The organism is Stenotrophomonas sp. FSL W7-1447 (assembly GCF_037966425.1).
Classification (GTDB): domain Bacteria; phylum Pseudomonadota; class Gammaproteobacteria; order Xanthomonadales; family Xanthomonadaceae; genus Stenotrophomonas; species Stenotrophomonas pavanii.
The window spans coordinates 3029548-3055173 of sequence record NZ_CP150199.1; the positions used below are offsets into that span (position 1 = coordinate 3029548).

A 25626-nucleotide genomic window follows, 5' to 3' on the forward strand; every position below is an offset into this window, starting at 1 on the left:
GAACCTTCCGTCATGCCTAAATTTTTCATCGAGCATCCAGTCTTCGCCTGGGTGGTAGCGATCCTGATCTCGCTCAGCGGCGTGATCGCGATCCTCAACCTGGGCGTGGAGTCCTATCCCAACATCGCCCCGCCGCAGGTCACCGTCTCGGCGACCTACCCGGGCGCCAGCGCCGATACCACGGAAAAGTCGGTCACCCAGGTGATCGAGCAGCAGCTGACCGGCATCGATCATCTGCTGTACTTCAGCTCCTCGTCCGCCTCCAACGGACGTGCGCAGATCACCCTGACCTTCGAGACCGGTACCGATCCGGACATCGCCCAGGTGCAGGTGCAGAACAAGGTCTCGCTGGCCACGCCACGCCTGCCTTCGGAAGTCACCCAGCAGGGCGTGGTGGTGGCCAAGGCCAACGCCGGCTTCCTGATGGTGGTGGCGCTGCAGTCCGATACCCCGACCATCAACCGTGACGCGCTGAACGACATCGTCGGCTCGCGCGTGCTCGACCAGGTCTCGCGTATCCCCGGCGTCGGCAGCACCCAGCAGTTCGGTTCCGAGTACGCCATGAACATCTGGCTGAACCCGGAGAAGATGCAGGGCTATGGCCTGTCGGCCAGCCAGGTACTGGCCGCGGTACGTGCGCAGAACGTGCAGTTCGCCGCCGGTGCGCTGGGTTCGGACCCGTCGCCGGAAGGCCAGCACTTCACCGCCACGGTCTCGGCCGAAGGCCGCTTCAGCTCGCCGCAGGAATTCGAGAACATCATCCTGCGCGCCAACGCTGACGGCTCGCGCGTGCTGTTGAAGGACATCGCCCGCGTCGCCTTCGGTGCCAACAACTACGGCTTCGACACCCAGTACAACGGCAAGCCGACCGGCGCCTTCGCCATCCAGCTGCTGCCGGGCGCCAACGCCCTGAACGTGGCCGAAGCGGTGCGCGCCAAGATGGACGAGCTGCAGCCCAGCTTCCCGTCCGGGGTGACCTGGTTCTCGCCGTACGACAGCACCACGTTCGTCAAGATCTCGATCCAGGAAGTGGTCAAGACCCTGTTTGAAGCGGTCTTGCTGGTGTTCCTGGTGATGCTGATCTTCCTGCAGAACTTCCGCGCCACCCTGATCCCGACCCTGGTCATCCCCGTCGCCCTGCTCGGTACCTTCCTGGGCATGTGGATGATCGGCTTCACGATCAATCAGCTGACCCTGTTCGCGATGGTGCTGGCGATCGGCATCGTGGTCGACGACGCGATCGTGGTGATCGAGAACGTCGAACGCATCATGAGCGAGGAAGGCCTTGCGCCGAAGCCGGCCACGCAGAAGGCGATGACCCAGATCACCGGCGCGGTGGTGGCAATCACCGTCGTGCTGGCCGCGGTGTTCATCCCGTCCGCCCTGCAGGGCGGTGCCGCCGGTGAGATCTACAAGCAGTTCGCGCTGACCATCGCCATCTCGATGGCGTTCTCGGCGTTCCTGGCGCTGGGCTTCACCCCGGCGCTGTGCGCGACCTTCCTCAAGCCGACGCACAACGACAACCCGAACATCGTCTACCGCACCTTCAACAAGTACTACGACAAGATCAGCCACACCTACGTGGGGCACATCACCTCGGCGGTGCGCCATGCCCCGCGCTGGATGATCCTGTTCGTGGTGCTGACCGCGCTGTGCGGCTTCCTGTTCACCCGCATGCCGGGCAGCTTCCTGCCGGAAGAAGACCAGGGCTATGCGCTGGCGATCGTGCAGCTGCCCCCGGGCTCGACCAAGGGCCAGACCAACGAAGTGTTCGCGCAGATGCGCGGCATCCTGGAAAAGCAGGATGGCTATGAAGGCATGCTGCAGGTGGCCGGCTTCAGCTTCGTCGGTTCCGGCGAGAACGTGGGCATGGGCTTCATCCGCCTGAAGCCGTGGGAGGAACGCAAGTTCACCGCGCCGGAGTTCATCCAGAACATGAACGGCGCGTTCTACGGTATCAAGGAAGCGCAGATCTTCGTGGTCAACCTGCCTACCGTGCAGGGCCTTGGCCAGTTCGGCGGCTTCGACATGTGGCTGCAGGACCGCAGCGGTGCCGGCTACGAGCAGCTGACCCAGGCGCGCAACATCCTGCTGGGCAAGGCCGCGCAGAAGCCTGAAGCCCTGGTCGGCGTGCGTCCGAACGGGCTGGAGAACGCCCCGCAGCTGCAGCTGCACGTGGACCGTGTGCAGGCGCAGTCGATGGGCATGTCGGTGTCGGACGTGTACAGCACCATCCAGCTGATGCTGGCTCCGGTGTACGTCAATGACTTCTTCTACGAAGGCCGCATCAAGCGCGTGACCATGCAGGCCGATGGCCCGTACCGCACCGGCCAGGAGTCGCTGAAGAGCTTCTACAGCCCCTCCACCCTGACCCAGAACGCCGATGGCACCAATGCGATGATCCCGCTCAACACGGTGGTCAAGTCCGAATGGGTGTCGGCACCGCCGTCGCTGAGCCGCTACAACGGCTACTCGGCGATCAACATCGTCGGCTCGCAGGCCCCGGGCACCAGCTCGGGCGAAGCGATGCAGACCATGGAGAGCATCGTCAACGACGACCTGCCGGCCGGCTTCGGCTACGACTGGTCCGGCATGTCCTACCAGGAAATCCTGGCCGGCAATGCCGCCACGCTGCTGCTGGTGCTGTCGATCGTGGTGGTGTTCCTGTGCCTGGCCGCCCTGTATGAAAGCTGGTCGATCCCGGTGGCGGTGCTGCTGGTCGTGCCGCTGGGCGTGCTGGGTGCCCTCGGCCTGTCGATGCTGCGCGGCCTGCCCAACGATCTGTTCTTCAAGATCGGCCTGATCACCGTGATCGGCCTGGCGGCAAAGAACGCGATCCTGATCGTGGAGTTCGCGGTGGAGCAGCGCGCAGCAGGCAAGAACCTGCGCGATGCCACCATCGAGGCGGCCCGCCTGCGTTTCCGCCCGATCCTGATGACCTCGTTCGCGTTCATCATGGGCGTGATCCCGATGGCGATCTCCACCGGCGCCGGCGCCAACTCCCGCCACGCCATCGGTACCGGCGTGATCGGCGGCATGCTGTTCGCCACCCTGCTCGGCCTGCTGATGATCCCGGTGTTCTTCGTGGTTGTGCGCCGCATGCTGGGCGACAAGCTGGATGAACCGTCGAAGGAGTTCATGGAACGCCAGCGGGACGCCGAGTCCGCCCACCGCCCGGATCGTTGATCCGGCGGTGCGCTGAAACGAAAAGGCCCCGGAGCGATCCGGGGCCTTTTTTTTTGTCGCTGCTCTCGAATGCATGCCAACCTTGGTTGGCGCGCTTCGGGCAACGCCTCAGCGCAGCAGCGCGACCACCGCGCACACTGCCACCAGAACCAGCGCGGCCCACTGCATCGGCACGAAGAAGAAATGATGGGGCGCGACTTCACCCTTCTGCCGGGGTGCACGGTTGAGCCACAGGCCCAGCAGCACGTTCACTGCCGCGCCAATTCCGGCACCCAGCAACACCTGCGGGAGCGGGATGTTGCCCTTGGGGCCTGCGTGCGGGAAGAAATACGCCAGCAGCAGGATCGCTGCGATCGGCGTGACCAGTGTCAGGATTCCCCAACCACGATAGATCATCTGTGCAGACCGTGTGGAAACGGCCTGCATTGGAACAGATCCGGCATCGTTCGGCCAAGAGCACGGCGCATCCACGCATGGCGCCGATCTACTGGCCGCGCCGCCATTGCAGCGGCGCGGCCGTTGCGTCTCAGCGCAGCCCGGTTTCGTTGCGGGCGATGACCAGTCGCTGGATTTCCGAGGTGCCTTCGTAGATCTCGGTGATCTTGGCATCACGGAAGTAACGCTCCAGCGGCATCTCCTTCGAGTACCCCATGCCGCCGTGGATCTGCACCGCCTGGTGGGTGATCCACATCGCCGCCTCCGAGGCGGTCAGCTTGGCCACGGCCGCTTCCGTGCTGAAGCGCTTGCCCTGGCCCTTCACCCATGCCGCACGCAGGGTCAGCAGCAGCGCTGCATCCAGCTTGCACTTCATGTCGGCAATCTTGGCCTGGGTCATCTGGAAGGTACCGATCGGCGCCCCGAACGCCTTGCGCTCCTTCACGTAGTCCAGGGTCGCTTCATAGGCGGCACGGGCGATGCCGATGGCCTGCGAAGCGATACCGATGCGGCCGGCATCGAGCACGCCCATCGCGATCTTGAAGCCCTCGCCTTCCTGGCCCAGCACGTCTTCGGGCTGCGCCACGTAATCGTTGAACTCGATCTCGCAGGTGGCCGAGGCGCGGATGCCCAGCTTCGGCTCGGTCTTGCCGCGACCGAAGCCGGCCTTGTCGGTATCGATGAGGAAGGCGGTGATGCCACGCGCTCCCTTGTCCGGCTCGCTCATCGCGAACAGCACGATGTACTTCGCCACCGGGCCGGAAGTGATCCAGCTCTTCTTGCCGTTGATGACGAAGGTGCCGTCGGCCTGCTTCACCGCGCGGCAGCGCATGGCGGTGGCATCGGAGCCGGACTGCGGCTCGGTCAGCGCGAACGCGCCGATGGCCGTGCCTTCGGCGATCGCACGCACATAGGTCTGCTTCTGCTGTTCGCTGCCATGGGTGAGAATGCCGTTGCAGAACAGCGAGTTGTTGACCGACATGATGGTCGAGTGGGCGGCGTCGGCGGCGGCGACCTCCACCATCGCCAGCACGTACGCAACCGGGTCCATGCCCGCACCGCCGTATTCGGTCGGCACTTCGATGCCCATCAGGCCGTTCTCGCCCAGCAGGCGGATGTTGTCCAGCGGGAACTCGCCGGTGCGGTCGTGATGCTCCGCGCTGGGGGCGATCTTCTCCTGCGCGATGCGCCGCGCCACGTCCTGCAGCATCAACTGCTCTTCGGTAAAGCTGAAATCCACAACACCCTCCCGGGTACATGAAGTTATGGGCCGCATACGGCGCGCCCAGGTGCCCCGATTGTACCGGGGCCCGGCTGTTTCCGTACGCTGGCGACTTGACCGCGGGAGGCCTTCTCGGCGAATATATCTCTATATCGCGATAGGTAGATATTTATGGATCTGGAAGACTGGTCGACCCGCCTGAAGGTGTTCGCCGATGCGACCCGCGTGCGCCTGCTGGCGCTGCTGGAGCAGGAGGAACTCACCGTGGCCGAACTGTCGGCGATCACCCGGCTCGCGCAGCCGCGCGTGTCCACCCACCTGGCGCGCCTGAAGGAAGCCGGCCTGGTCCGCGACCGCCGTGCCGGCGTGTCGGCCTACTACCGTTTCGACGAGGCCCAGCTGGACCCGGCGCAGCGCGCATTGTGGCATGCCCTGAGCAACGGAAGCGACGACCCGTTGCTGCGGCAGGACGCCGAGCGCGTTGCCGCCGTGCTGGCCCACCGCGCCTCGGACCAGAACTGGGCCGACAGCGTGGCCGGCGACATGGAGCGCCACTACTCGCCGGGCCGCACCTGGGAGGCCCTGGCGCGTACCGCGTTGCCGCTGCTGGAAACCGGCGACGTGCTGGACATCGCCTCCGGTGACGGCGTGCTGGCCGAACTCGTCGCCCCGCATGCCAAGCGCTACATCTGCATCGATACCAGCGCGCGCGTGGTCGCCGCCGCCAGCGAGCGCCTGCGCCGCCTGCCCAATGTGGAAGTGCGCGAAGGCGACATGCACGCGCTGCCGTTCAAGGACAGCAGTTTCGACCTGGTGGTGCTGATGCACGCGTTGACCTACGCCAGCAAGCCGGCGCAGGCGGTGACCGAAGCCGCGCGCGTGCTGCGCCCGGGTGGCCGCCTGCTGCTGTGCAGCCTGGCCCGCCACGAACACAAGGCCGCGGTGGAAGCCTACGGCCACGTCAACCTTGGCTTCAGCGACAAGGAACTGCGCAGGTTCGTCGACAAGGCCGGCCTGCAGGTGTCCAGCCTGGAGACGGTCACCCGCGAAAAGCGTCCGCCGCACTTCGAAGTGATTTCGCTGATCGCCAACAAGCCCTGAGCCCGAGACTGCCATGCCTGCCCTGCCCTGGTTGCATCCTGATCGTGCCAACGCCCTGCTCGACGCCCTGCGCGAGCGGATCCTGATCATCGACGGCGCGATGGGCACGATGATCCAGCGCCATGGCCTGCAGGAAGACGACTATCGGGGCGAGCGCTTCGCCGGTGGCTATGACCATGCACATGGCCCCGGCTGCGACCACGGCGCCCCCGAGGGCCATGATCTGAAGGGCAACAACGATCTGCTGCTGCTGACCCGTCCGCAGATCATCGCCGACATCCACACCGCCTACCTGGAAGCAGGCGCGGATCTGGTCGAGACCAACACCTTCAACGCCACCTCGGTCAGCCAGGCCGACTACCACCTCGAGCACCTGGTGTACGAGTTGAACAAGGCCGGGGCGGCGGTTGCACGCGCCTGCTGCGATGCGGTGGCTGCAACCACGCCCGGCAAGCCACGCTTCGTCATCGGTGTGATCGGCCCGACCAGCCGCACCGCCTCGATCAGCCCCGACGTGAATGATCCGGGCTTCCGCAACACCAGCTTCGACGAGCTGCGCGACACCTACCGGGAAGCCATCGAAGGGCTGATCGACGGGGGCGCCGACACCCTCATGGTCGAGACCATCTTCGACACGCTCAATGCCAAGGCGGCGCTGTATGCGCTGGAAGAAGCGTTCGACGCGCGCGGCGCACGCCTGCCGGTGATGATCTCCGGCACCATCACCGACGCCTCCGGGCGCACGCTGTCCGGGCAGACCGCCGAAGCGTTCCACGCCTCGCTGGCACACGCGCGGCCGTTGTCGATCGGCTTGAACTGCGCACTGGGTGCAGAGGCGATGCGACCACACGTGGAAACCCTTTCGCAGGTCGCCGACTGCCACGTCAGCGCCCACCCCAATGCGGGCCTGCCCAACGCCTTCGGCGAATATGACGAAACGCCGGAAGAGATGGCCGCCACCCTGCGCGGCTTCGCCGAGGATGGCCTGCTGAACCTGGTCGGCGGCTGCTGTGGCTCCACGCCCGCGCACATCCGCGCCATCGCCCAGGCCGTCGCCGGATTGCCGCCGCGCGCCCTGCCCGCTTCCCGGGAGCAGCAGGCCGCATGAGCACCCCGCCCTATACCCGCCTGTCCGGCCTGGAGCCGCTGGTCATCACACCGGACCTGCTGTTCATCAACGTCGGCGAGCGCACCAACGTCACCGGCAGCGCGCAGTTCCGCAAGCTCATCAAGGAAGGCCGCTACGAAGAGGCGGTGGACGTGGCCCGCCAGCAGGTCGCCAGCGGAGCGCAGATCCTCGACGTCAACATGGACGAGGGCCTGATCGATTCGGAAGCGGCAATGACCCGCTACCTCAACCTGATCATGTCCGAGCCGGACATCGCCCGCATCCCGGTGATGGTCGATTCCTCCAAGTGGAGCGTGATCGAGGCCGGGCTGAAGTGCCTGCAGGGCAAGAGCGTGGTCAATTCGATCTCGCTGAAGGAAGGCGAGGCGCTGTTCCGCGAACATGCACGCAAGGTGCTGCGCTACGGTGCCGCTGCGGTGGTGATGGCCTTCGACGAAAACGGGCAGGCCGACACCTGCGCGCGCAAGGTCGAGATCTGCACCCGCGCCTATCGCATCCTGGTCGACGAGATCGGCTTCCCGCCGCAGGACATCATCTTCGACCCGAACATCTTCGCCGTCGCCACCGGTATCGAAGAGCACGACAACTACGCGGTGGACTTCATCGAAGCCACCCGCATCATCAAGCAGACGCTGCCGCACTGCCATGTCTCCGGCGGGGTCTCCAACGTTTCGTTCTCCTTCCGCGGCAATGAAACGGTGCGCCAGGCGATCCACTCGGTGTTCCTGTACCACGCGATCGCGGCCGGGATGGACATGGGCATCGTCAACGCCGGTGCCATGCCGATCTATGACGAGCTGGAGCCGGAGCTGCGCGAACGCGTCGAGGACGTGATCCTCAACCGCCGCAGCGATGCCACCGAGCGTCTGCTGGAGATCGCCGAGCGTTACAAGGGCAGGAAGGGCGCAGCGAAGGCGGAGGACCTGGCCTGGCGCGAGAAGCCTGTCGCGCAGCGCCTCGCCCATGCCCTGGTGCACGGCCTGGACGCTTATGTCGAGGAAGACACCGAGCTGGCCCGGCAGGCCGCCAGCCGACCGCTGGACGTGATCGAAGGCCCGCTGATGGATGGCATGAACATCGTCGGCGACCTGTTCGGTGCGGGCAAGATGTTCCTGCCGCAGGTGGTCAAGTCCGCGCGCGTGATGAAGAAGGCGGTGGCCTACCTGCTGCCCTACATCGAGGCCGAGAAGGCGCGCAGCGGTGACACCGCCAAGAGCAACGGCAAGATCATCATGGCCACGGTGAAGGGCGACGTGCATGACATCGGCAAGAACATCGTCGGCGTGGTCCTGGCCTGCAACAACTTCGACGTGGTCGACCTGGGCGTCATGGTGCCGGCGCAGAAGATCCTGGATGCCGCCCGCGAGCACCATGCCGACCTGATCGGCCTGTCCGGACTGATCACGCCGTCGCTGGAGGAGATGAGCCACGTCGCCCGCGAGATGGAGCGCCAGGGTTTCGACCTGCCGCTGCTGATCGGCGGCGCCACCACCTCGCGCGCGCACACCGCGCTGAAGATCGACCCGCATTACAAGGCGCCGACGGTGTGGGTGAAGGACGCCTCGCGCGCGGTGGGCGTGGCCCAGTCGCTGATCTCGCGCGACCTGCGCGAGGCCTTCGTCGCCGCCAACGAGGCCGACTATGCCGAAATCCGCGCGCGCCATCGCAACCGTGGCGACGCCAAGCGCCTGGTCACGCTGGAGCATGCACGCGCGCAGAAGTTCCAGGGCGGCTGGGACAGTTACACGCCACCGGCACCGCGCCAGCCCGGCCTGCATGTGTTCGACGACTACCCGTTGGCCGAACTGGTCGACTACATCGACTGGACGCCGTTCTTCCAGGCCTGGGAACTGGCCGGCAAGTTCCCGGCCATCCTCACCGACGAGATTGTCGGCACCCAGGCCAGCGATCTGTACAAGGATGCCCGCGCGATGCTCGACCGCATCGTCGAAGAAAAGTGGCTGACCGCCAAGGCCGTGTTCGGCCTGTGGCCGGCCAACAGCGTCGGCGACGACGTGCGCGTGCAGCACCCCCAGGGCGAGACTACGTTGTACTTCCTGCGCCAGCAGGTCGACAAGCCGGCCGAGCGGCCGGACTTCTGCCTGGCCGATTTCATCGCTCCCGCCGACAGCGGCCGCCAGGACTGGATCGGTGCGTTCGCGGTCACCGCGGGCATCGGCATCGATGCCCACGTCGCGCGCTTCGAGGCGGACCATGACGATTACAACGCGATCCTGCTGAAGGCACTGGCCGACCGCTTCGCCGAAGCGCTGGCCGAGCGCCTGCACCAGCGCGTGCGCACTGAATTCTGGGGCTATGACCGCGCCGAGGCGCTGGACAACGACGCCCTGATCGACGAGCAGTACCGCGGCATCCGGCCGGCGCCCGGCTATCCCGCCTGCCCGGAGCACAGCGAGAAACGGCGCCTGTTCGACCTGCTGCAGGCCGAAGCAAACGCCGGCATGGAACTGACCGAGAGCTTCGCGATGCTGCCCACGGCCGCCGTTTCGGGCTACTACTTCAGCCACCCGCAGAGCCAGTACTTCGTGGTCGGCCGGCTCAGCCGCGAACAGGTCAGCGACTACGCCCGCCGCAAGGGCGTTGACCGCGCCCAAGCCGAACGCTGGCTCGCCTCCAACCTCGACTACGACCCCGAATGACACAAAAAGGGGACGGAGGGGATTAAGTCGTTTATGCATTCGCGACTTAATCCCCTCCGTCCCCTTTTTGCCTCATCATTCCGCAATGACCGTTCCCGTTGCCCGCCTCTCCAGCTTTTACCTGTTCTACTACGCGGCGCTGGGCGCGTTCACTCCGTACTGGAGCCTGTTCCTGACCGCGCGCGGCATGAGCGTGACCGCGATCAGCGTGATGATGGGCCTGTGGTATGCCACCCGCGTGATCGCACCCAGCACCTGGACCTCGCTGGCGGCCGCATCACCGCGACCGATCCGCCTGCTCCGCGCGGGCTGCGTGCTGACCCTGCTCAGCTTCGCCGCCTTCCTGCTGCCGCTGCCGCAGCCGTGGATGTACCCGGCGATGGTGGTGTTCTGCTTCTTCTACAACGCGGTGATGCCGCAGTTCGAGTCGATCACCCTCACCCATCTGGGCAACGACAGCCATCGCTACGGGTTGATCCGGGTCTGGGGCTCGCTCGGCTTCATCGCCGTCGTGACCCTGTTCGGCTGGCTGATCGAAGGTGACGGCACGGCCAGCCGCGCCGGGCTGCTGCCCTGGATGATGCTGCCGCTGTTCGCCTTGCTGGTGGCCTCGGCCTTCAGCAACCACTATGCGCGCGACATCGGCAGGACCCAGGGCGATGCGAGCGGCTTCTGGCAGATCGTGCGCCGCCCGCCGGTGCTGGCCTTCTTCCTGGCCGCGTTCATGGAGCAGCTGTCATTCGGCCCGTACTACACGTTCTTTTCGGTCTACATGGACCATCACGGTTACCGCACCTCCACGCTCGGCCTGCTGTGGACCATCGGCGTCGTCTTCGAAGTCGGCGTGTTCTTCACCATCGGCCGTTTCTTCCGCCGCTATGACGCCAGTTGGATGCTGTTGATCGCGCTGGTCAGTTCCTGCCTGCGCTGGGCGGTGACCGCCCTGTTCCCCGAAAACCTGCCGGTGATGCTGCTGGCGCAGACCGCGCATGCGCTGGGCTTTGCCGCCTTCTTCGCGGCTGCGATGCAGATGCTGGCCACCTACTTCCCGGGCCGGCTCAACGGTCACGGCCAGGGCCTGCTGTACGGCTTCTCGTCCGGCGTGGGCGGCGTGCTGGGCGCACTGATCGCCGGTCAGCTGTGGAAGATCGACGACGGCCGCACGGCCTTCCTGGCCGGCAGCGGCTTCGCGCTGGTCGGCGCCCTGCTCTGCTTCTTCGCGCTCAGCCTGCCGCTGATACGTGCGCGCCGGCCCCGCAACGCACACTGACAACGCTCCGGTTCAGCGCTGCAGCACCACCTGCTGCAGCGACGGCAGCAGCACGCGATTGCCGTGCGCACTGAGATGATCGCCATCGAAGAACAGCGGCCGTCCATCGCGCTGGGCTGGACATAACGCGTCGTCGCACAGCACCGGCATCGGGTCCCACAGCACGCCGCCCGGCAGTCCATCGACCACCTGCCGCAGGCTGCCCAGCATGGGTGCCCGCAACGTTTCCATCGCGACGCGCGTGCTGTCCAGGCCGTTGCGGCAGACCTCGTTGCGCGCATTGAAGCGGTCCGAGCAGCGATAGGGCGGCGCCGGCAGCACCGGTTTGGGCGCCTCCAGCACGATGCGTACGCCACGCTCGGCCAGGGGCCGCCACTGCGCGACCGCCTCGGCCACTTCGGCGTCGCGTCCTGCCGCGGCCTCTGCCGTCAGTTCGCCCGCCAACTGCGCGTCGGCGTCGAACAGCACGAATTGATCCGACAGGCGCGGCACCCGCAGCGATACCAGCACCACGGCGTCCCCCGGCTGCGCGCGCTGCGCGATGTCGGCGAACACCGCTGCGTCGAAATCGGCGCAACCGGCCCCGGCACCGCGCCACTTCTGCAGGCTCACCTGCGGGCATCCGCCGCGGCCATAGAGGGAGACCTCAGAGCCGGTTTCCAGCGCCAGCCGCTGCAGCAGCTCGATGTAGGCCATCGCATGCGAATCACCGGCAACAAACACGCGCTTCGGCGCACCGGCCGGCAGCGGGCGGTCGCAGTTTCCACGAGCAAAGGTCCGCGCACTGCCGCCTTCGAATCGATGCTTCGCGACCATCAGAGCACAATCAGGATAATCACCCGCCACGCTCTTGCCGTTGGGGTACCAATCGGCCGGATGCCGGCTGACGGTACTCAGCGACAGCCGCGGCGCCTGCAGGTAGAGCAATGACTGGATGCCGGCAGCACACAGCAGTACGACCGCGCCGCTCAGCACCCACCGGCCTGGACGCAGACGCTGCGACAACGGGCCGCGGAAGGGTTGCTCGACCCAGCGCCACGATACCCATGACAGCAGCAGCACCAGCGCCATCGCAACGGTCATCTGCACCGGTGTCTGCAGGCCCACGGTCCAGCGCATCAGCACGAACACCGGCCAGTGCCACAGATACAGCGAGTACGACAGCAGGCCGATGCGGCGCATCGGGGCGCTGGCCAGCAGCCGCGCCACCCATGCCTGCGGATGATGATGCAGCGCCCACAGCAGGCCCGCGGTGGCGAAGGCCGGCAGCAGGCCGTCAGGCCACGGCGAACGCCCGGCACGCGCGGACCACAGCGCCCACCCCAGCAGGGCCAGCGCCATCAGAGCCAGCAGGGAGAACACCGGCGCAGCGCGCTTCAGCGCCTGCCCGGCTGCCGGGTCCAGCGATTCGCGCACGTGCAGCAGTTGGAACAGCAGCACGCCCACGCCCAGTTGCCAGAGGCGGGTGCTGGTGGCATAGAACGCCCACGACGGCGGCGCCTCGCGCAGACCCAGCACCGCAGCGTGCAGCAGCGATGCCGCGCTAACCAGGGCGAACAGACCCAGACTGATCCAACGCCCGCGTACGCCGCGTGCCCACGCCAGGAACAGCAACGGGAACAACAGGTAGAACTGCTCTTCCACACCCAGCGACCAGGTATGGGTGTAGGGATTGAACTCGGCCTTGGGCGCGAAGTAATCGTTGCCGATCGCCGCCAGCACCCAGTTGCTGAAGCCGAAGAACGCCATCAGCCCGGTCTTGTCGCTGGCTTCGCTGAGCCACGACTCGGGAATGAACAGCACGCTCGCCACGGCGGTCAGCAACAGGCAGGCCAGCAACGCCGGCGCGATGCGACGGATGCGGCGCGCATAGAAGCGCAGCATCGACTGCCCCAGCGACAGCGGCGGCAGCCGATGTACCGACGCACTGACCACGAAACCGGAGATGACGAAGAACACGTCCACGCCGGTGAACCCGCCCGGCAGCCAGGCCGGGTCCAGGTGGAACAGAATGACGGCCAGCACGGCGATCGCACGCAGGCCGTCAATGTGCGGCACATAGCCGCGGCTTGGATCAGCGGTCATCCCTTCCCCCACGGCCGCGACGGCAGCGCGCCCGCGGCGGTCACGCGTTTACCAGACCAGGTCGTCCGGTACCTGGTACTGCGGATCGGCGTATGGATCTTCTTCGGCCGGCGCATTCGGATCGACCTTCAGCGCCACCGATGCGGCAAACACCGCCTCGCACTCGGCCAGCACTTCGGCGGTCACCAGCAGGTAACGGCCATTGAGCTGGACCACGCCCAGCTCACCGGCATTGAGCGCGGTCAGCTGTTCGGCGGTCACGTAGATGCGCTTGATCTTGCCGCCGTACGGGAAGTGGCGGGCAATGTCGGCCGCCTCGGCATTCAGGCTCTTGTCCTTCAGCAGTTCTTCCAGCTTGGCCTTCGCCTCGCGGCGGACGCGTGCTTCTTCCTGCTTCAGGCGCTCGGCTTCGATGCGCTCTTCCTTTTCCCGCTGCGCGCGAATGGCATAGGCCTTGGCCAGATCCATCTCTTCGGCGCTGCGCGGCTTGCGCGGGCCCTGGCTGCGGGCCTGCCCAGCAGGCTTGCCCGGGCCGCCACGGCCATGCCCACGACGCTCACCGGGCGTGTGCTCGCCCTTGCCAGCGCCCTGCGGCTTTCCATTGCCGTTGCCACCCTTGCCCTGCGGGCGGCCGTCACGACGGGGGGCATCATTCTTGCGCTCGGGCTTGGGCGCAGGCTTGAAGCCCAGGCCCAGCAGCTGGTCGCGGAGGGTATCGCTCATAGAGGTCGGATCAGTAGTGCGGCGGCGGCGGTTCGCTCGCCGGATCGGAAGAATTCAATGCGTTGCGGACCTTGCCCAGGTCTTCCAGCAGCACGCGCAGCACATCGGCGTTGCGCATGCCCTGCATGCGGGCATCGGCCAGCGCATCGCTCAGTTCGGCCAGCGCCTGCTCCTGGAAGGACACGCGCATCTCCAGCTCGACCAGGCGCGCTTCCAGCGCCTGCTCGCGTTCGGTTGGCAGCAGGTCAGACATGCAGCGAGCGCCCCCGGCCGATGCCGTAGTACGCCAGGCCCGCCGCTTCCACATCCGCCGGCTCGTACAGGTTGCGCCCGTCGAACACCACCGCGTCCTTCAGCTGCTCGCGCAGCTTCTGGAAATCGGGGCTGCGGAACTGCTTCCACTCGGTCACCACGACCAGTGCATCCGCGCCCTGCAGCGCTTCGTCGGCACTGCTGCAGAACACCAGGTCATCGCGTTCGCCGAAGATGCGCTGCGATTCGTGCATCGCTTCCGGATCGTAGGCACGCACCGTTGCACCGCCTTCCCACAGCTGCGCCAGCAGTCGGCGGCTGGAGGCTTCGCGCATGTCATCGGTGTTCGGCTTGAAGGCCAGGCCCCACACGGCAAAGGTCTTGCCACGCACGCCCTCATCCTCGCCCTTGTCGTAATGACGCTGGATCAGCGCGAACAGATGTCCCTTCTGCGCATCGTTGACCGCTTCGACGGCGTTCAGCAGCTTCGGCTCCAGGCCAGCCTGCTGCGCAGTGCGGGCCAGTGCCTGCACATCCTTGGGGAAACACGAGCCGCCATAACCGGCGCCCGGGTAGATGAAGTGCCAGCCGATGCGCGGATCCGAGCCGATGCCCTGGCGAACCTGTTCCACATCGGCGCCGACACGCTCGGCGATGTTGGCGATTTCGTTCATGAACGAAATCTTGGTCGCCAGCATCGCGTTGGCGGCGTACTTGGTCAGCTCGGCCGAGCGCACGTCCATTTCCACCACGCGGTCGTGGTTGCGGTTGAACGGCGCGTACAGGCGCCGCATCACCGCCACCGACTCGGCGCTGGTCGCACCGATGATGATGCGGTCCGGGCGCATGCAGTCGGCAACGGCATCGCCTTCCTTCAGGAATTCCGGATTGGAGACCACGTCGAAGGCGATGTCGGCCCCCCGTGCGGCGAGCTCGGCGGCGATGGCCGCGCGTACCTTGTCGGCGGTGCCCACCGGCACCGTCGACTTGTTGACCACCACGGTCGGCACGCTCATGTGCTGGCCGATGGTGCGGGCCACGGCCAGCACGTACTGCAGATCAGCGCTGCCATCCTCGTCCGGCGGCGTGCCGACGGCGATGAACACGACCTGGCCGTGGCCGATCGCGGCTGCGGCATCGGTGGTGAACGTCAGCCGCGACGCGGCGTGGTTGGCCTTCACCATCGGTTCCAGGCCCGGCTCATAGATCGGGATGATGCCCTGGTTGAGGCCATCGACCTTGGCCTGGTCGATATCGACGCAGACCACCTGGTGGCCGACATCGGCCAGGCAGGTACCGGTCACCAGCCCTACATAACCGGTACCGAAAATCGCAACGCGCATGTCCGTGCTGGCTCCGTGGTCGCTTACGGCAGGACGCCCAGCAGCTCGACGTCGAACGTCAGAGTCGCGTTCGGGCCGATCGGGCCACCCGGGGTGCCGTTCTCACCGTAGGCGAGCTCGCCCGGGATCCAGAAGCGGTACTTCGAACCGACCGGCATCAGCGCGACACCTTCGGTCCAGCCCTTGATCACCTGGTCCAGGCCGAACTCGGCCGGCTGGCGACCATAGGAGCTGTCGAACACGGTGCCGTTGAGCAGCTTGCCTTCGTAGTTCACGCGCACCTTGCTGCTCGGCAGCGGACGCTCGCCGCTGCCCGGGCGGATGACCTGGTACTGCAGGCCCGACGGGGTGGTCACCACGCCCGGCTGGGTCTTGTTCTTGGCCAGGAACGCGTTGCCTTCCTCGCGATTGGTCTGCGCAGCGGCGGCGGCCTTGGCCTGCATTTCGGCCTGCTTGCTGCCCATGAACGCCTGGATGGTGGCGGTCGCGTCAGCTTCCGTCATCTTCGGCTGACCCTTGCTCAGGCCAGTGCTGATCGCGTCAAACAGCGAGGCGACGTCGATGTCATCCTTCAGCTGTGCCAGCGACGGACCGACCGAGTAGGAACCGATCATCTGCGACACCTTGACGCGGTCGACCTTCGGCGGCTGCGAACCCGGCGCCATGCCCGGCACCTGCTGCCCGCTGCGGGCCATCACGACCTGGCGCAGTGCGGCATCGGTGGCCTTGGCCTGTTCCTGGGTGATCTGCGGCTGCAGGCCTTCGAACGAACGTTCCACGGCGGTGCGCAGCGCGGCCACATCGATCTCATCGGCGATCGGGGTGAACGACTTGGCGACGTCTAGGCCGATGGCGTAGCCCAGCTTCTGCTTGGGGGAATTCAAGGTTGCGGTCTCCTTGGCGGCTGCGGGGGCAGCCGGTTGTTGCGACAGAGCGACACCCGAAGTGCCCATCGCCAGAATCAGAACCGACGCCGCGGCGCCGCGCATTCCCATCTTCATTCGCTGCATTCCTGGAAGTGTCTGGGCGCCGACGTCGGCGCGAAAAGAAGCATTGTCGCACGCATGCCGTCGATGTCGAGGCATCCGTGCCGCATATCAATGCGTGGCGGCTGCGGCCAGCGCCTTGTCGATGGCGGCGGTCAGCTGCGGATCGTCCGGCGTCACCTTGCTGGCGAACTGGGCGATGACCTTGCCATCGCGGCCCACCAGGTACTTGTGGAAGTTCCAGCCCGGCGCCACGCCGGTGGCCGCGGTCAGCCGCTGGTACAGCGGCGTGGCCTCTGCGCCGACGACGTGCACCTTCTCGAACATCGGGAACTTGACGCCGTAGGTGAGCGTGCAGAAATCCTGGATCTGCTTCTCGTCACCCGGCTCCTGGCCCTTGAAATCGTTGGACGGGAAACCGAGCACGGCGAAGCCACGGCCGGCATAGCGCTTCTGCAGCGCCTCCAGGCCTTCGTACTGAGGGGTATAGCCGCACTTGCTGGCGGTATTGACCACCAGCAGCACCTGCCCGTGGTAGCGCTGCTGCAGGTTGACCTGCTGCTTGCTGGCCAGCGGGCGGTAGTCGAGGTCGAGAAGGTCGGCCGCCAGCACCTGGCTGGAGCTGGCCAGCCCGGCCACCAGCAGGGTCAGCAGGGACAGACCGCGCAGGCGGCGCGGGGTAACGGTCGGCAGGGTCATGGAGACAGTCCGCGGTAGCCATTCACAGGGCCGGCCGGTAGCGGCCGGGAATCGGCCGAACTATAGCACCGGGCCCCGGCGCCCCTTGCTGCGGTGGGCGCCGCTGGCTTTGCGCGGCGTGGCGTTTGCCCGTCCAGTGCGGCAGCAACCGCGCAGTGATGACATAGCATGTACAAGGCTGAATGGAAGGCAGCGCCGAATCAGCCCCTTCGGAGAATTTATTTCCCTTTCCAATCAAATGGATAGGGCGATATTTCAGCGATTTGACCACCCCTGCCATCAGTTGGGCACGGCAAGGGGTTGCACGCAGGCGTGCCGGTGTTATAGTTGCATACAACACCAGTCACCTGAGACAGGGGGAAGCCATGAACACTCGGATCCGTCGCAACCTCACCGCACCTGCGGCCGCCGCTGTTTCGACCCTGATCGTGCTGGCCTGGCTGGCCGCGCCAACGCCCCCCGCCTCCCCCGACAGTCCGCAGGACGCGACCGTTTCACCGGCAGGGAATGCCGTTCCCTCCCCCCCTCCCCCGCGTCGGCTGCACAGCTCCCTGTCCATGCCGTATTTCTCGTTCGCCCAGCCGCTGACCCCACGGAGCTGAATATGAGCGACATCCAGTGGAGCGACGGCGCTCCCATCTACCGTCAGTTGAAGGAGCGCGTGATCGCCATGATGCTCGACGGAATCCTCAAGCCGGGCGATGCCCTGCCTTCGGTGCGCCAGGTGGCCGCCGACTATCAACTCAACCCCATCACCGTTTCGCGCGCCTACCAGGAACTGGCCGATGAGGGCCTGGTCGAGAAGCGCCGCGGCCTGGGCATGTTCATGACCGAACAGGCGGCCACGCAGCTGCGCAGCAGCGAGCGCGATCGCTTCCTCAATGAAGAATGGCCGGCGGTGCTGGAACGCATCCAGCGCCTGGGCCTGAGCCTCGACGAATTGCTGCCCCAGGGGAAAGTCTGATGAATAGCACTGCAAGTGAAGCGGTCATCACCGCCCGAGGCCTGCGCAAGGCCTACAAGACCACGGTGGCGCTCGACAACGCCAGCTTCAGCATTCCAAGCGGGCGCATCGTCGGCCTGATCGGGCCCAACGGCGCCGGCAAGACCACCGCGCTGAAGGCCATTCTCGGCCTGACCTCGGTGGACGGTGAACTCAGCGTGCTCGGTCGCGACCCGCGGCTGCACCGCGACGAGCTGATGAACGACATCTGCTTCATCGCCGACGTCGCCGTGCTGCCACGCTGGCTGAAGGTGCGCGAAGCGATCGATTTCGTGGCCGGTGTGCACCCGCGTTTCGATCGCGCCCGCTGCGAACGCTTCCTGGCCAACACCAAGCTGCAGCCGAAGCAGCGCGTGCGCGAACTGTCCAAGGGCATGATCGTGCAGCTGCACCTGGCCCTGGTGATGGCCATCGACGCACGCATCCTGGTGCTGGACGAGCCCACCCTGGGCCTGGACATCCTGTACCGCAAGGAGTTCTACCAGCGCCTGCTGGAAGATTACTTCGACGAACAGAAGACCATCATCGTCACCACCCACCAGGTCGAGGAAATCGAGCACATCCTCAGCGATGTCATGTTCATCCGCGACGGCCGCATCGTGCTGGATGCGGAAATGGACGACGTCGGCCAGCGCTACACCGAACTGCTGGTCAATGCCGACCAGCTGGACACCGCGCGTGCGCTGAAGCCGATCGACGAGCGCAGCCTGGCGTTCGGCAAGACCGTGATGCTGTTCGACGGCGTGCCGCGCGCCCAGCTTTCCACGCTTGGCGAGACCCGCAGCCCGGGCCTGGCCGACCTGTTCGTCGCCATCATGAAGGGGACCTACGCATGAATGCCGTCAACCACCCCGTCAGCCCGATGGGCACCCTGCGCTGGATGCTCAAGCGCGAATACTGGGAGAACCGTGGCGGTTTCCTGTACGCGCCGCTGATCGCCGGGTTGATTTCGCTGGTGATGAGCACCATCGGCATCGCCTTCGGCCTGTTCGCGCTGCACCGCGCCGCGCGTGATGGCAACCTGCACGTCGATGGCGAGAACGTGAACATCAACGGCCTGGACCTCGCGCTGCTGACCCGCGACATCAGCGCAAAAGACCTGGCCGACCTCGGCAACGGCCTCGACCTGACCCTGGTGCTCAGCTCGGCCTGGCCGTTCCTGGTGCTGGCCTTCGTGGTGTTCTTCTACTGCCTGGGCGCACTGTACGACGACCGCCGCGACCGCAGCATCCTGTTCTGGAAATCGCTGCCGCTGTCGGACACCCAGACCGTCCTTTCCAAGGTGATCAGCGCACTGATCGTGGCCCCGCTGATCGCGGTGATCGCCGGCATCATCACCATGCTCGGCTTCCTGCTGGTGATCAGCGTCGTCGCGCTGATGCATGGCGGTAGCCCGATGACGCTGATCTGGGGCCCGTCCAGTCCGCTGACCCTGGCCGCCGGCCACCTGGCCTGGATTCCGGTCTACGCGCTGTGGGCCCTGCCCACCGCCGGCTGGCTGCTGCTGTGCTCGGCCTGGGCCCGCAGCAAGCCGTTCCTGTGGGCGGTGATGCTGCCGCTGTTCGCCGGGGTCATCGTCAGCACCACCAAGGTGATGCCGCTGATCGGGCTGACCACCGGCTGGTTCTGGCAGAACATCGTCGGCCGCCTGCTGCTGGGCGGCGTGCCGGGCATGGACCTGATGTATCGCCTCAGCGCCGGTGAAGGCGCGCGCCGCGATCTCGAATCGGTGGTCAGCCTGATGTCGCCGGCCTCGCAGCTGAAGTCGCTGACGATGCCGGAGCTGTGGATCGGTGCCGCTGTCGGTGCCGTGTTCATCATCCTTGCCATCCGCCTGCGCAAGCGCGCCGGCGAGATCTGATCCCATCCACCTGGAGGCATCACCATGCGTTCCCTGCTCGCCTGTTCTGCGTTGTTGCTGTTGCCGCTGTCGGCGCTGGCCGCCGATGCTCCGAACTGCAAGTTCACCGCTGCCCGTACGTTGAAGCTGGAAACATCCGGCGCCAAGGCGGTGGTGTTCGAGGTGAACCAGCATGACCTGAAGGTGGTCGCCAGCAAGGGCGGTGGCCAGCTGGATGGCCGCGCCTGCGCCTCCAGCCAGGAATGGTTGGACCAGCTGGTGCTGGACCAGCGGAAGGAAGGCGACAAGCTGGTGGTCAGCCTGCGCCGCGAAGGCCGCGACAGCGGCATCAGCCTGGGCAGCAGCTATGCCTGGCTGGACATCCGTGGCAGCGTGCCGGACAACCTGCCGCTGCAGCTGAAGGTCGGTTCCGGCGATGCCAGCGTGGACAACGCGCAGTCGCTGAGCGTGGATGTCGGCTCCGGTGATGCCATCATCCGTGGCACCCGTGGCAGCATCCACGCAGCGGTGGGCTCGGGTGACCTGGACATCGACGGCGGCAGCTCGCTGAACCTGCTGTCGCTGGGCTCTGGCGACGTCAAGGCACGCAACATCGGCGGCGATGCGGTCACCGGCACGGTGGGTTCGGGTGACCTGAAGCTCAGCGATGTCCGCGGCAACGCCCGGCTGGACACCGTCGGGTCCGGCGACGTCGGGTTCAAGCGCGTGCAGGGCAACGTCGAGGTCGGCGTGGTCGGCTCCGGCGATGTCGACCTGTCCGACATCGGCGGCAGCGTGCATGTGCGCAGCCACGGCTCGGGTGACATCCAGGTCGATGGCGTGCGCGGCAGCCTGACCGTCGACCACAGCGGCAGCGGCGACGTGGGCCACCGCAACGTCAGCGGCACCGTCACCCTGCCCCGCAAAAAGTAACCGCCACCGGACCGATCGAGGACACTGCCATGAATCTGCTGCGCGTGCTGCCTGCCACCCTGCTGTGCCTGCCGCTGATCGCCTGCGGCGGCACGTCCTCCACGCCGGATACCACCGTCGGCAAAAGCGTGGCCGAGGCGACCAGCGGGGTCGGCCAGACGGTCAAGGAGGCCATGGACGATGCCCGCAAGGACATCACCCAGGGCAACATCAAGATTTCCGCCGACAAGCAGCCGCGTGCGGAGATCACGCCGGACGGGCGGCTGCTGATCGGCGGCAAGGAAGTGCCGGCCGATGAGTCCCAGCGCCGGCAGCTGCTGGAATACCGCGGCCACGTCGTTGCCATTGCAATGGACGGCATGGATGTCGGCCTGGCCGGTGCCAAGCTCGGCGCCAGTGCTGCCGGAGAGGCCCTGAAGGGCATCTTCAGCGGCGACAGCGAGGGCATCGAGAAGCGGATCAATGCCGAGGCGGAGAAGATCGAAGCCCAGGCCAAGCGCATCTGCAACCGCATGCCGGCGATGCTGGCCAGCCAGCAGGCGCTGGCCGCATCGCTGCCCGCGTTCAAGCCGTACGCCACGATGGACCAGAGTGATGTCGACGACTGCGGCAAGGACACCGTGGTCCAGCGCTAGGCCTGTGACAGATCAGCGCACCCGGCCGGCAGCGGCGCCCCGCTGCCGGCCGTAGCGTGCCGACCGGCTTACAATGTCGGCCCCGGACGCCCCCGAACCGAATGCCATGAAGAAGTTGTTCCTGCTGCTGGCCGCCCTGCTCTGCCTGGGCCTGGTCGGCTGTGACAAGGATTACCGCAACCACCGCGCCGAGCGCGGCAAGCCCAAGATTTCCGTCAGCGAAGGGATGGTGACCGTGCGTCGCCCGCCGGCACCGAACATCATCATCCTCGGCGATGGCACCATGAAGGTGGACGAGATCCAGATCCCGCTCGACGACGGGCAGAAGCAGATGCTGCAGACGATGTTCGGCAGGCTGCAGGTGCTGCGCCAGAACACCCTGGTCGCCGCCCCGGCCGATCCCAACATGCAACCGGTGAAGATCCAGCCGCCGGAAGGCATGGAAGTGATCCCGGCCGACCTGGTCCAGCGCATCCCCGAGTTCAAGGACTACACCGACACCTTCGGCAACATCGTCGCCGACCGTCGCTGAAAAAACGCCGCCCCCGGGGCGGCGTTTCCTCTTGTAGAGCCGAGCATGGGCTCGGCCCTACGACCGGCGCATCAACCGCCGCCGCCACCGCCCCCCGCGTGGATGCCACCGGCAGTCAGCGCGGTGGGGTCCAGCAGGCGGCGCAGTTCCGCTTCCTGCAGGCCGCTGTCTTCCAGCGCTACGTCCAGCACCGGGCGCTGTTCCTTGTAGGCACGCTTGGCAATGGCCGCTGCCTTCTCGTAGCCGATGATCGGGTTCAGCGCCGTGACCAGGATGGGATTGCGCGACAGCGCCTCGGCAACACGGTCTTCGCGCACCTTCAGCCCGGCAATCGCGCTGTCGGCCAGCAGCCGCGACACATTGGCCAGCAGGCCGATGCCATCCAGCAGGTTCACCGCGATCAGCGGCAGCGTGACGTTGAGCTGGAAGTTGCCGGTCTGCCCGGCCACGGTGATCGCGGTGTGGTGGCCGATCACCTGCGCGCAGGCCATCACGGTTGCTTCCGGAATCACCGGGTTGACCTTGCCCGGCATGATCGAGCTGCCCGGCTGCAGTGCCGGCAGTTCGATCTCGCCCAGCCCGGCCAGCGGACCGGCGTTCATCCAGCGAAGATCATTGGCGATCTTGATCAGCGCCACGGCCAGCGCATTGAGCTGGCCCGACAGTTCCACCGCATCGTCCTGCGCGGCCAGGCCTTCGAACTTGTTCTCGGCGCTGTCGAACTTGAACCCGGTCTGCTGCTTCAGTGCCTTGGCCACCTGCGCGCCGAAACGCGGGTCGGCGTTGATGCCGGTGCCGATGGCGGTGCCGCCCAGCGGCAGGCGACGCACGCGCTTGAGGCTGTCCTCAATGCGCTCCTGCGCCGAAGCCAGCTGTGCCGACCACGCGCCGAACTCCTGCTCGAAGGTCAGCGGCATCGCATCCATCAGGTGGGTACGGCCGGTCTTGACCACCTTGCGCAGGCTGCGGCCCTTCTTGTCCAGGATCTTGCGCAGGTGCACCAGCGCCGGCAGCAGCTGCTCGTGCGCGGCCAGCACCGCCGACACGCGCAGCGCGGTCGGAATGACGTCATTGGAGCTCTGCCCCTGGTTGACGTGGTCATTGGGATGCACTGTGGCCTTGCCGGCCTTGCCGGCACGGTTGGCCAGGGTGGCAATGACCTCGTTGGCATTCATGTTCGAGGATGTACCCGAACCGGTCTGGTAGACGTCGATCGGGAAGTGCGCGTCCCAGTCGCCGGCAGCCACCTCGGCGGCAGCGGCCTGGATGGCCTTGGCCACGGTCTTCGGCAGATGGCCCAGCTCGGCGTTGACGCCGGCAGCGGCGCCCTTGACCAGGCCCAGCGCACGGATGAAACCGCGCGGCATGCGCTGGCCCGACACCGGGAAATTCTGCACGGCACGCTGGGTCTGCGCGCCCCACAGGGCATCGGCAGGCACCTGCAGCTCACCCATGCTGTCATGTTCGATCCGGAATCCCGGGGTGGCACCCTTGCTTGCAGCTTTGCTCATTGCATCAACTCCGCACTACTTCAGTTGGGGAAAGGGAAGCGGCGGCTGGCAGGGTGTCGCTTCCCGGGCTGGCGGCTGCGCCAACAATACTCCGTTGCCCGTAGCGTGGGATGACGAGGACGGGCCAGAACGTTCCGTCTGCACGGCCGTTCTGCGTGCGCAAGGGCACTGCCGGCCGCTGGCCGGCAATCCATGCAGGGCGTGGCCGGGCGTGGTTGCCGGCCGGCGGCGGGCACTACCTCACCGGCACGTCGTAGAATATCGGCCCCGCCGCTCGCCCCAGCCCTGCCGACATGTCCGATTCCGCCCTGCTCGCCCTGTCCCCGCTCGATGGCCGCTATGCCGGCAAGGTCGACGCCCTGCGCCCGATCTTCTCCGAGTACGGCCTGATCAAGGCCCGCATCACGGTGGAAGTGGAGTGGCTGCTGGCCCTGGCCGCCGAGCCGGGCATCGTCGAGCTGGCGCCGTTCTCCGACGCTGCCATCGCCCGCCTGCGCGCGCTGGCCGCCCGCTTCAGCCCGGCCCAGGCCGCGCGCGTGAAGGAGATCGAGCGCACCACCAACCATGACGTCAAGGCGGTGGAGTACTTCATCAAGGAACAGCTGAAGGACGACGCCGAGCTGGCGCCGGCGCTGGAATTCGTGCATTTCGCCTGCACCAGCGAAGACATCAACAACCTCAGCTACGGCCTGATGCTGGAACAGGCCCGCCGCGAGGTGCTGCTGCCGACCCTGGACGGCATCGCCAGCACCCTGCGTACCCTGGCCCACGCCCAGGCCGGCCAGCCGATGCTGTCGCGCACCCACGGCCAGACCGCCTCGCCGACCACCCTGGGCAAGGAACTGGCCAACGTGGTCGCCCGCCTGGAGCGCCAGCGCCGGCAGATCGCTGCGGTCGAGCTGACCGGCAAGATCAACGGCGCGGTCGGCAACTACAACGCCCACGTGGCCAGCTACCCGGACGTGGACTGGCCGGCCTTCGCCGAGCGCTTCGTGACCGGCCTGGGCCTGGTGTTCAACCCGTACACCACGCAGATCGAACCGCACGACAACGTCGCCGAGATCGGCGATGCCGCACGCCGTGCCAACATCATCCTGATCGACCTGGCCCGTGACATCTGGGGCTACATTTCGCTGGGCTACTTCAAGCAGCGCCTGAAGGAAGGCGAAGTCGGTTCGTCGACGATGCCGCACAAGGTCAACCCGATCGATTTCGAGAATGCCGAAGGCAACTTCGGCATCGCCAACGCGCTGTTCGAGCACTTCAGCGCGAAGCTGCCGATCAGCCGCTGGCAGCGTGACCTGACCGATTCCACCGTGCTGCGTGCACTGGGCACCGCGTTCGGCCACAGCCAGGTGGCGCTGGATTCGCTGGCCAAGGGCCTGGGCAAGCTGGAAGTGAACCCGCAGCGCCTGGACGCCGATCTGGACGCAGCCTGGGAAGTGCTGGCCGAGGCCGTGCAGACGGTGATGCGCCGCCACGGCCTGCCGAACCCGTATGAGCAGCTGAAGGCGCTGACCCGCGGCCAGGGCATCACGGCCGAGTCGATGCGTGCGTTCGTGCAGGGGCTTGAGTTGCCGGCGGATGCGAAGCAGCGCCTGCTGGAGATGACCCCGGGCAGCTACACCGGCCTGGCCGAGTCGCTGGCGAAGAAGATCTAAGGGGTTTCCTTTGCGGCGGCGGCCGCAGGCGCTGCCTGCGGCAGGCAACGGCAACGGCAACAGCAATAGCAACGTCAAGAGCGGATCTGGATTGCTGCTAGCTGGGCGGGCCGGGAGGGGCCAGCGGGACACGCCGTAAACCCATCCATGGGGACCGCTGGCCCCTCCCGCCCCACTCTGACAGATTTCCGGTGACGGATCGAAGAGCGTGGGGTTGTCGGGGCGGAATTTGAAAGAGGGACGCGGCTTCGCCGCGTCCCTCTTTTGCTTTGGCATGAGCAAGCGCAGCGCGCGACCCGCTGTTGCCTTTGATCTTCTTCTTCCATTCCGTGGCGGGCCACGCAGGAAACTGCCAGGGGCCGGGCGGGGTGGGTTCGCGGGACCGTTGGCGCCATGGATGGCGCCATCGAGCCCCCATGG

General features: G+C 66.5%; 22 protein-coding genes. 13 read left to right on the plus strand and 9 right to left on the minus strand.

Annotated elements, in window-relative coordinates:
* The first annotated feature begins 12 nt into the window (after positions 1–12).
* Entirely contained in the window at positions 13–3186 is a 3174-nt protein-coding gene (locus NSQ78_RS14255) for a multidrug efflux RND transporter permease subunit (RefSeq protein WP_053504758.1), read from the plus strand.
* 108 nt (positions 3187–3294) lie between these two features.
* Here the strand turns inward: NSQ78_RS14255 and NSQ78_RS14260 are convergent, their stop codons facing one another.
* Complete coding sequence (locus tag NSQ78_RS14260) at positions 3295–3582, minus strand: hypothetical protein (RefSeq protein ID WP_053462550.1); 288 nt, start codon at positions 3580–3582, stop codon at positions 3295–3297.
* Positions 3583–3712: 130 nt separating this feature from the next.
* A complete protein-coding gene (locus NSQ78_RS14265) occupies positions 3713–4861 on the minus strand; it encodes an acyl-CoA dehydrogenase family protein (protein WP_049465813.1) in 1149 nt (382 codons plus the stop codon).
* 153 nt (positions 4862–5014) lie between these two features.
* Here NSQ78_RS14265 and NSQ78_RS14270 point away from each other — a divergent pair, with 153 nt between their 5' ends.
* The 4 genes from NSQ78_RS14270 to NSQ78_RS14285 all read left to right on the plus strand — a co-directional run bounded on the left by NSQ78_RS14270 (position 5015) and on the right by NSQ78_RS14285 (position 11003).
* Positions 5015–5944: a metalloregulator ArsR/SmtB family transcription factor gene (locus NSQ78_RS14270; RefSeq protein ID WP_049465810.1), complete on the plus strand. Its 930-nt coding sequence runs from the start codon at positions 5015–5017 to the stop codon at positions 5942–5944.
* Between the two features lie 13 nt (positions 5945–5957).
* Positions 5958–7052, plus strand: coding sequence for a homocysteine S-methyltransferase family protein (locus NSQ78_RS14275; protein WP_064238848.1), 1095 nt, complete (start codon positions 5958–5960; stop codon positions 7050–7052).
* Positions 7049–9733 (plus strand): methionine synthase, encoded by a 2685-nt coding sequence (metH, locus tag NSQ78_RS14280; protein ID WP_064238849.1) that lies wholly within the window; start codon positions 7049–7051, stop codon positions 9731–9733. Before NSQ78_RS14275 ends, metH begins: the two co-directional genes overlap by 4 nt.
* Positions 9734–9818: 85 nt before the next feature.
* The gene (locus NSQ78_RS14285; protein WP_064238850.1) at positions 9819–11003 is read left to right on the plus strand and encodes an MFS transporter; all 1185 of its coding nucleotides are present in this window, start codon (positions 9819–9821) and stop codon (positions 11001–11003) included.
* A 12-nt stretch (positions 11004–11015) separates the two neighbouring features.
* Here the strand turns inward: NSQ78_RS14285 and NSQ78_RS14290 are convergent, their stop codons facing one another.
* The 6 genes from NSQ78_RS14290 to NSQ78_RS14315 all read right to left on the minus strand — a co-directional run bounded on the left by NSQ78_RS14290 (position 11016) and on the right by NSQ78_RS14315 (position 17091).
* Complete coding sequence (locus NSQ78_RS14290) at positions 11016–13088, minus strand: acyltransferase family protein (RefSeq protein WP_064238851.1); 2073 nt, start codon at positions 13086–13088, stop codon at positions 11016–11018.
* 48 nt (positions 13089–13136) lie between these two features.
* On the minus strand, positions 13137–13811 hold the full coding sequence (locus tag NSQ78_RS14295; protein WP_053460827.1) for a DUF2058 family protein: 675 nt from the start codon (positions 13809–13811) through the stop codon (positions 13137–13139).
* Positions 13812–13821: 10 nt separating this feature from the next.
* Positions 13822–14064, minus strand: coding sequence for a SlyX family protein (locus tag NSQ78_RS14300; RefSeq protein ID WP_005410256.1), 243 nt, complete (start codon positions 14062–14064; stop codon positions 13822–13824).
* Complete coding sequence (locus tag NSQ78_RS14305) at positions 14057–15406, minus strand: UDP-glucose/GDP-mannose dehydrogenase family protein (RefSeq protein WP_064238852.1); 1350 nt, start codon at positions 15404–15406, stop codon at positions 14057–14059. Before NSQ78_RS14305 ends, NSQ78_RS14300 begins: the two co-directional genes overlap by 8 nt.
* 23 nt (positions 15407–15429) lie before the next feature.
* On the minus strand, positions 15430–16407 hold the full coding sequence (locus tag NSQ78_RS14310; RefSeq protein WP_032962085.1) for an FKBP-type peptidyl-prolyl cis-trans isomerase: 978 nt from the start codon (positions 16405–16407) through the stop codon (positions 15430–15432).
* 96 nt (positions 16408–16503) lie between these two features.
* Complete coding sequence (locus NSQ78_RS14315; RefSeq protein WP_049464346.1) at positions 16504–17091, minus strand: glutathione peroxidase; 588 nt, start codon at positions 17089–17091, stop codon at positions 16504–16506.
* Positions 17092–17456: 365 nt separating this feature from the next.
* Here NSQ78_RS14315 and NSQ78_RS14320 point away from each other — a divergent pair, with 365 nt between their 5' ends.
* The 7 genes from NSQ78_RS14320 to NSQ78_RS14350 all read left to right on the plus strand — a co-directional run bounded on the left by NSQ78_RS14320 (position 17457) and on the right by NSQ78_RS14350 (position 22034).
* Complete coding sequence (locus NSQ78_RS14320) at positions 17457–17693, plus strand: hypothetical protein (RefSeq protein ID WP_074724860.1); 237 nt, start codon at positions 17457–17459, stop codon at positions 17691–17693.
* 2 nt (positions 17694–17695) lie between these two features.
* A complete protein-coding gene (locus NSQ78_RS14325; RefSeq protein ID WP_006453095.1) occupies positions 17696–18055 on the plus strand; it encodes a GntR family transcriptional regulator in 360 nt (119 codons plus the stop codon).
* Positions 18055–18930 carry an ABC transporter ATP-binding protein gene (locus tag NSQ78_RS14330; RefSeq protein ID WP_064238853.1) on the plus strand — a complete coding sequence of 292 codons (876 nt, stop codon included), beginning with the start codon at positions 18055–18057 and terminating at the stop codon, positions 18928–18930. Before NSQ78_RS14325 ends, NSQ78_RS14330 begins: the two co-directional genes overlap by 1 nt.
* Positions 18927–19955 (plus strand): ABC-2 transporter permease, encoded by a 1029-nt coding sequence (locus tag NSQ78_RS14335; RefSeq protein ID WP_064238854.1) that lies wholly within the window; start codon positions 18927–18929, stop codon positions 19953–19955. The genes NSQ78_RS14330 and NSQ78_RS14335 overlap by 4 nt, the downstream gene beginning before the upstream one ends.
* Before the next feature lie 24 nt (positions 19956–19979).
* Positions 19980–20867, plus strand: a complete 888-nt coding sequence (locus NSQ78_RS14340; RefSeq protein ID WP_019660403.1) for a DUF4097 family beta strand repeat-containing protein — start codon at positions 19980–19982, stop codon at positions 20865–20867.
* A gap of 29 nt (positions 20868–20896) precedes the next feature.
* Positions 20897–21502 carry a hypothetical protein gene (locus NSQ78_RS14345; RefSeq protein WP_064238855.1) on the plus strand — a complete coding sequence of 202 codons (606 nt, stop codon included), beginning with the start codon at positions 20897–20899 and terminating at the stop codon, positions 21500–21502.
* A 106-nt stretch (positions 21503–21608) separates the two neighbouring features.
* On the plus strand, positions 21609–22034 hold the full coding sequence (locus tag NSQ78_RS14350; protein ID WP_049464855.1) for a hypothetical protein: 426 nt from the start codon (positions 21609–21611) through the stop codon (positions 22032–22034).
* 71 nt (positions 22035–22105) lie between these two features.
* Here the strand turns inward: NSQ78_RS14350 and NSQ78_RS14355 are convergent, their stop codons facing one another.
* Complete coding sequence (locus NSQ78_RS14355) at positions 22106–23545, minus strand: class II fumarate hydratase (RefSeq protein ID WP_064238856.1); 1440 nt, start codon at positions 23543–23545, stop codon at positions 22106–22108.
* A gap of 293 nt (positions 23546–23838) precedes the next feature.
* Between NSQ78_RS14355 and purB the strand changes: the two genes are divergently transcribed.
* Positions 23839–25206, plus strand: a complete 1368-nt coding sequence (gene purB / locus NSQ78_RS14360) for an adenylosuccinate lyase (protein WP_049464844.1) — start codon at positions 23839–23841, stop codon at positions 25204–25206.
* Positions 25207–25626 lie beyond the last annotated feature (420 nt).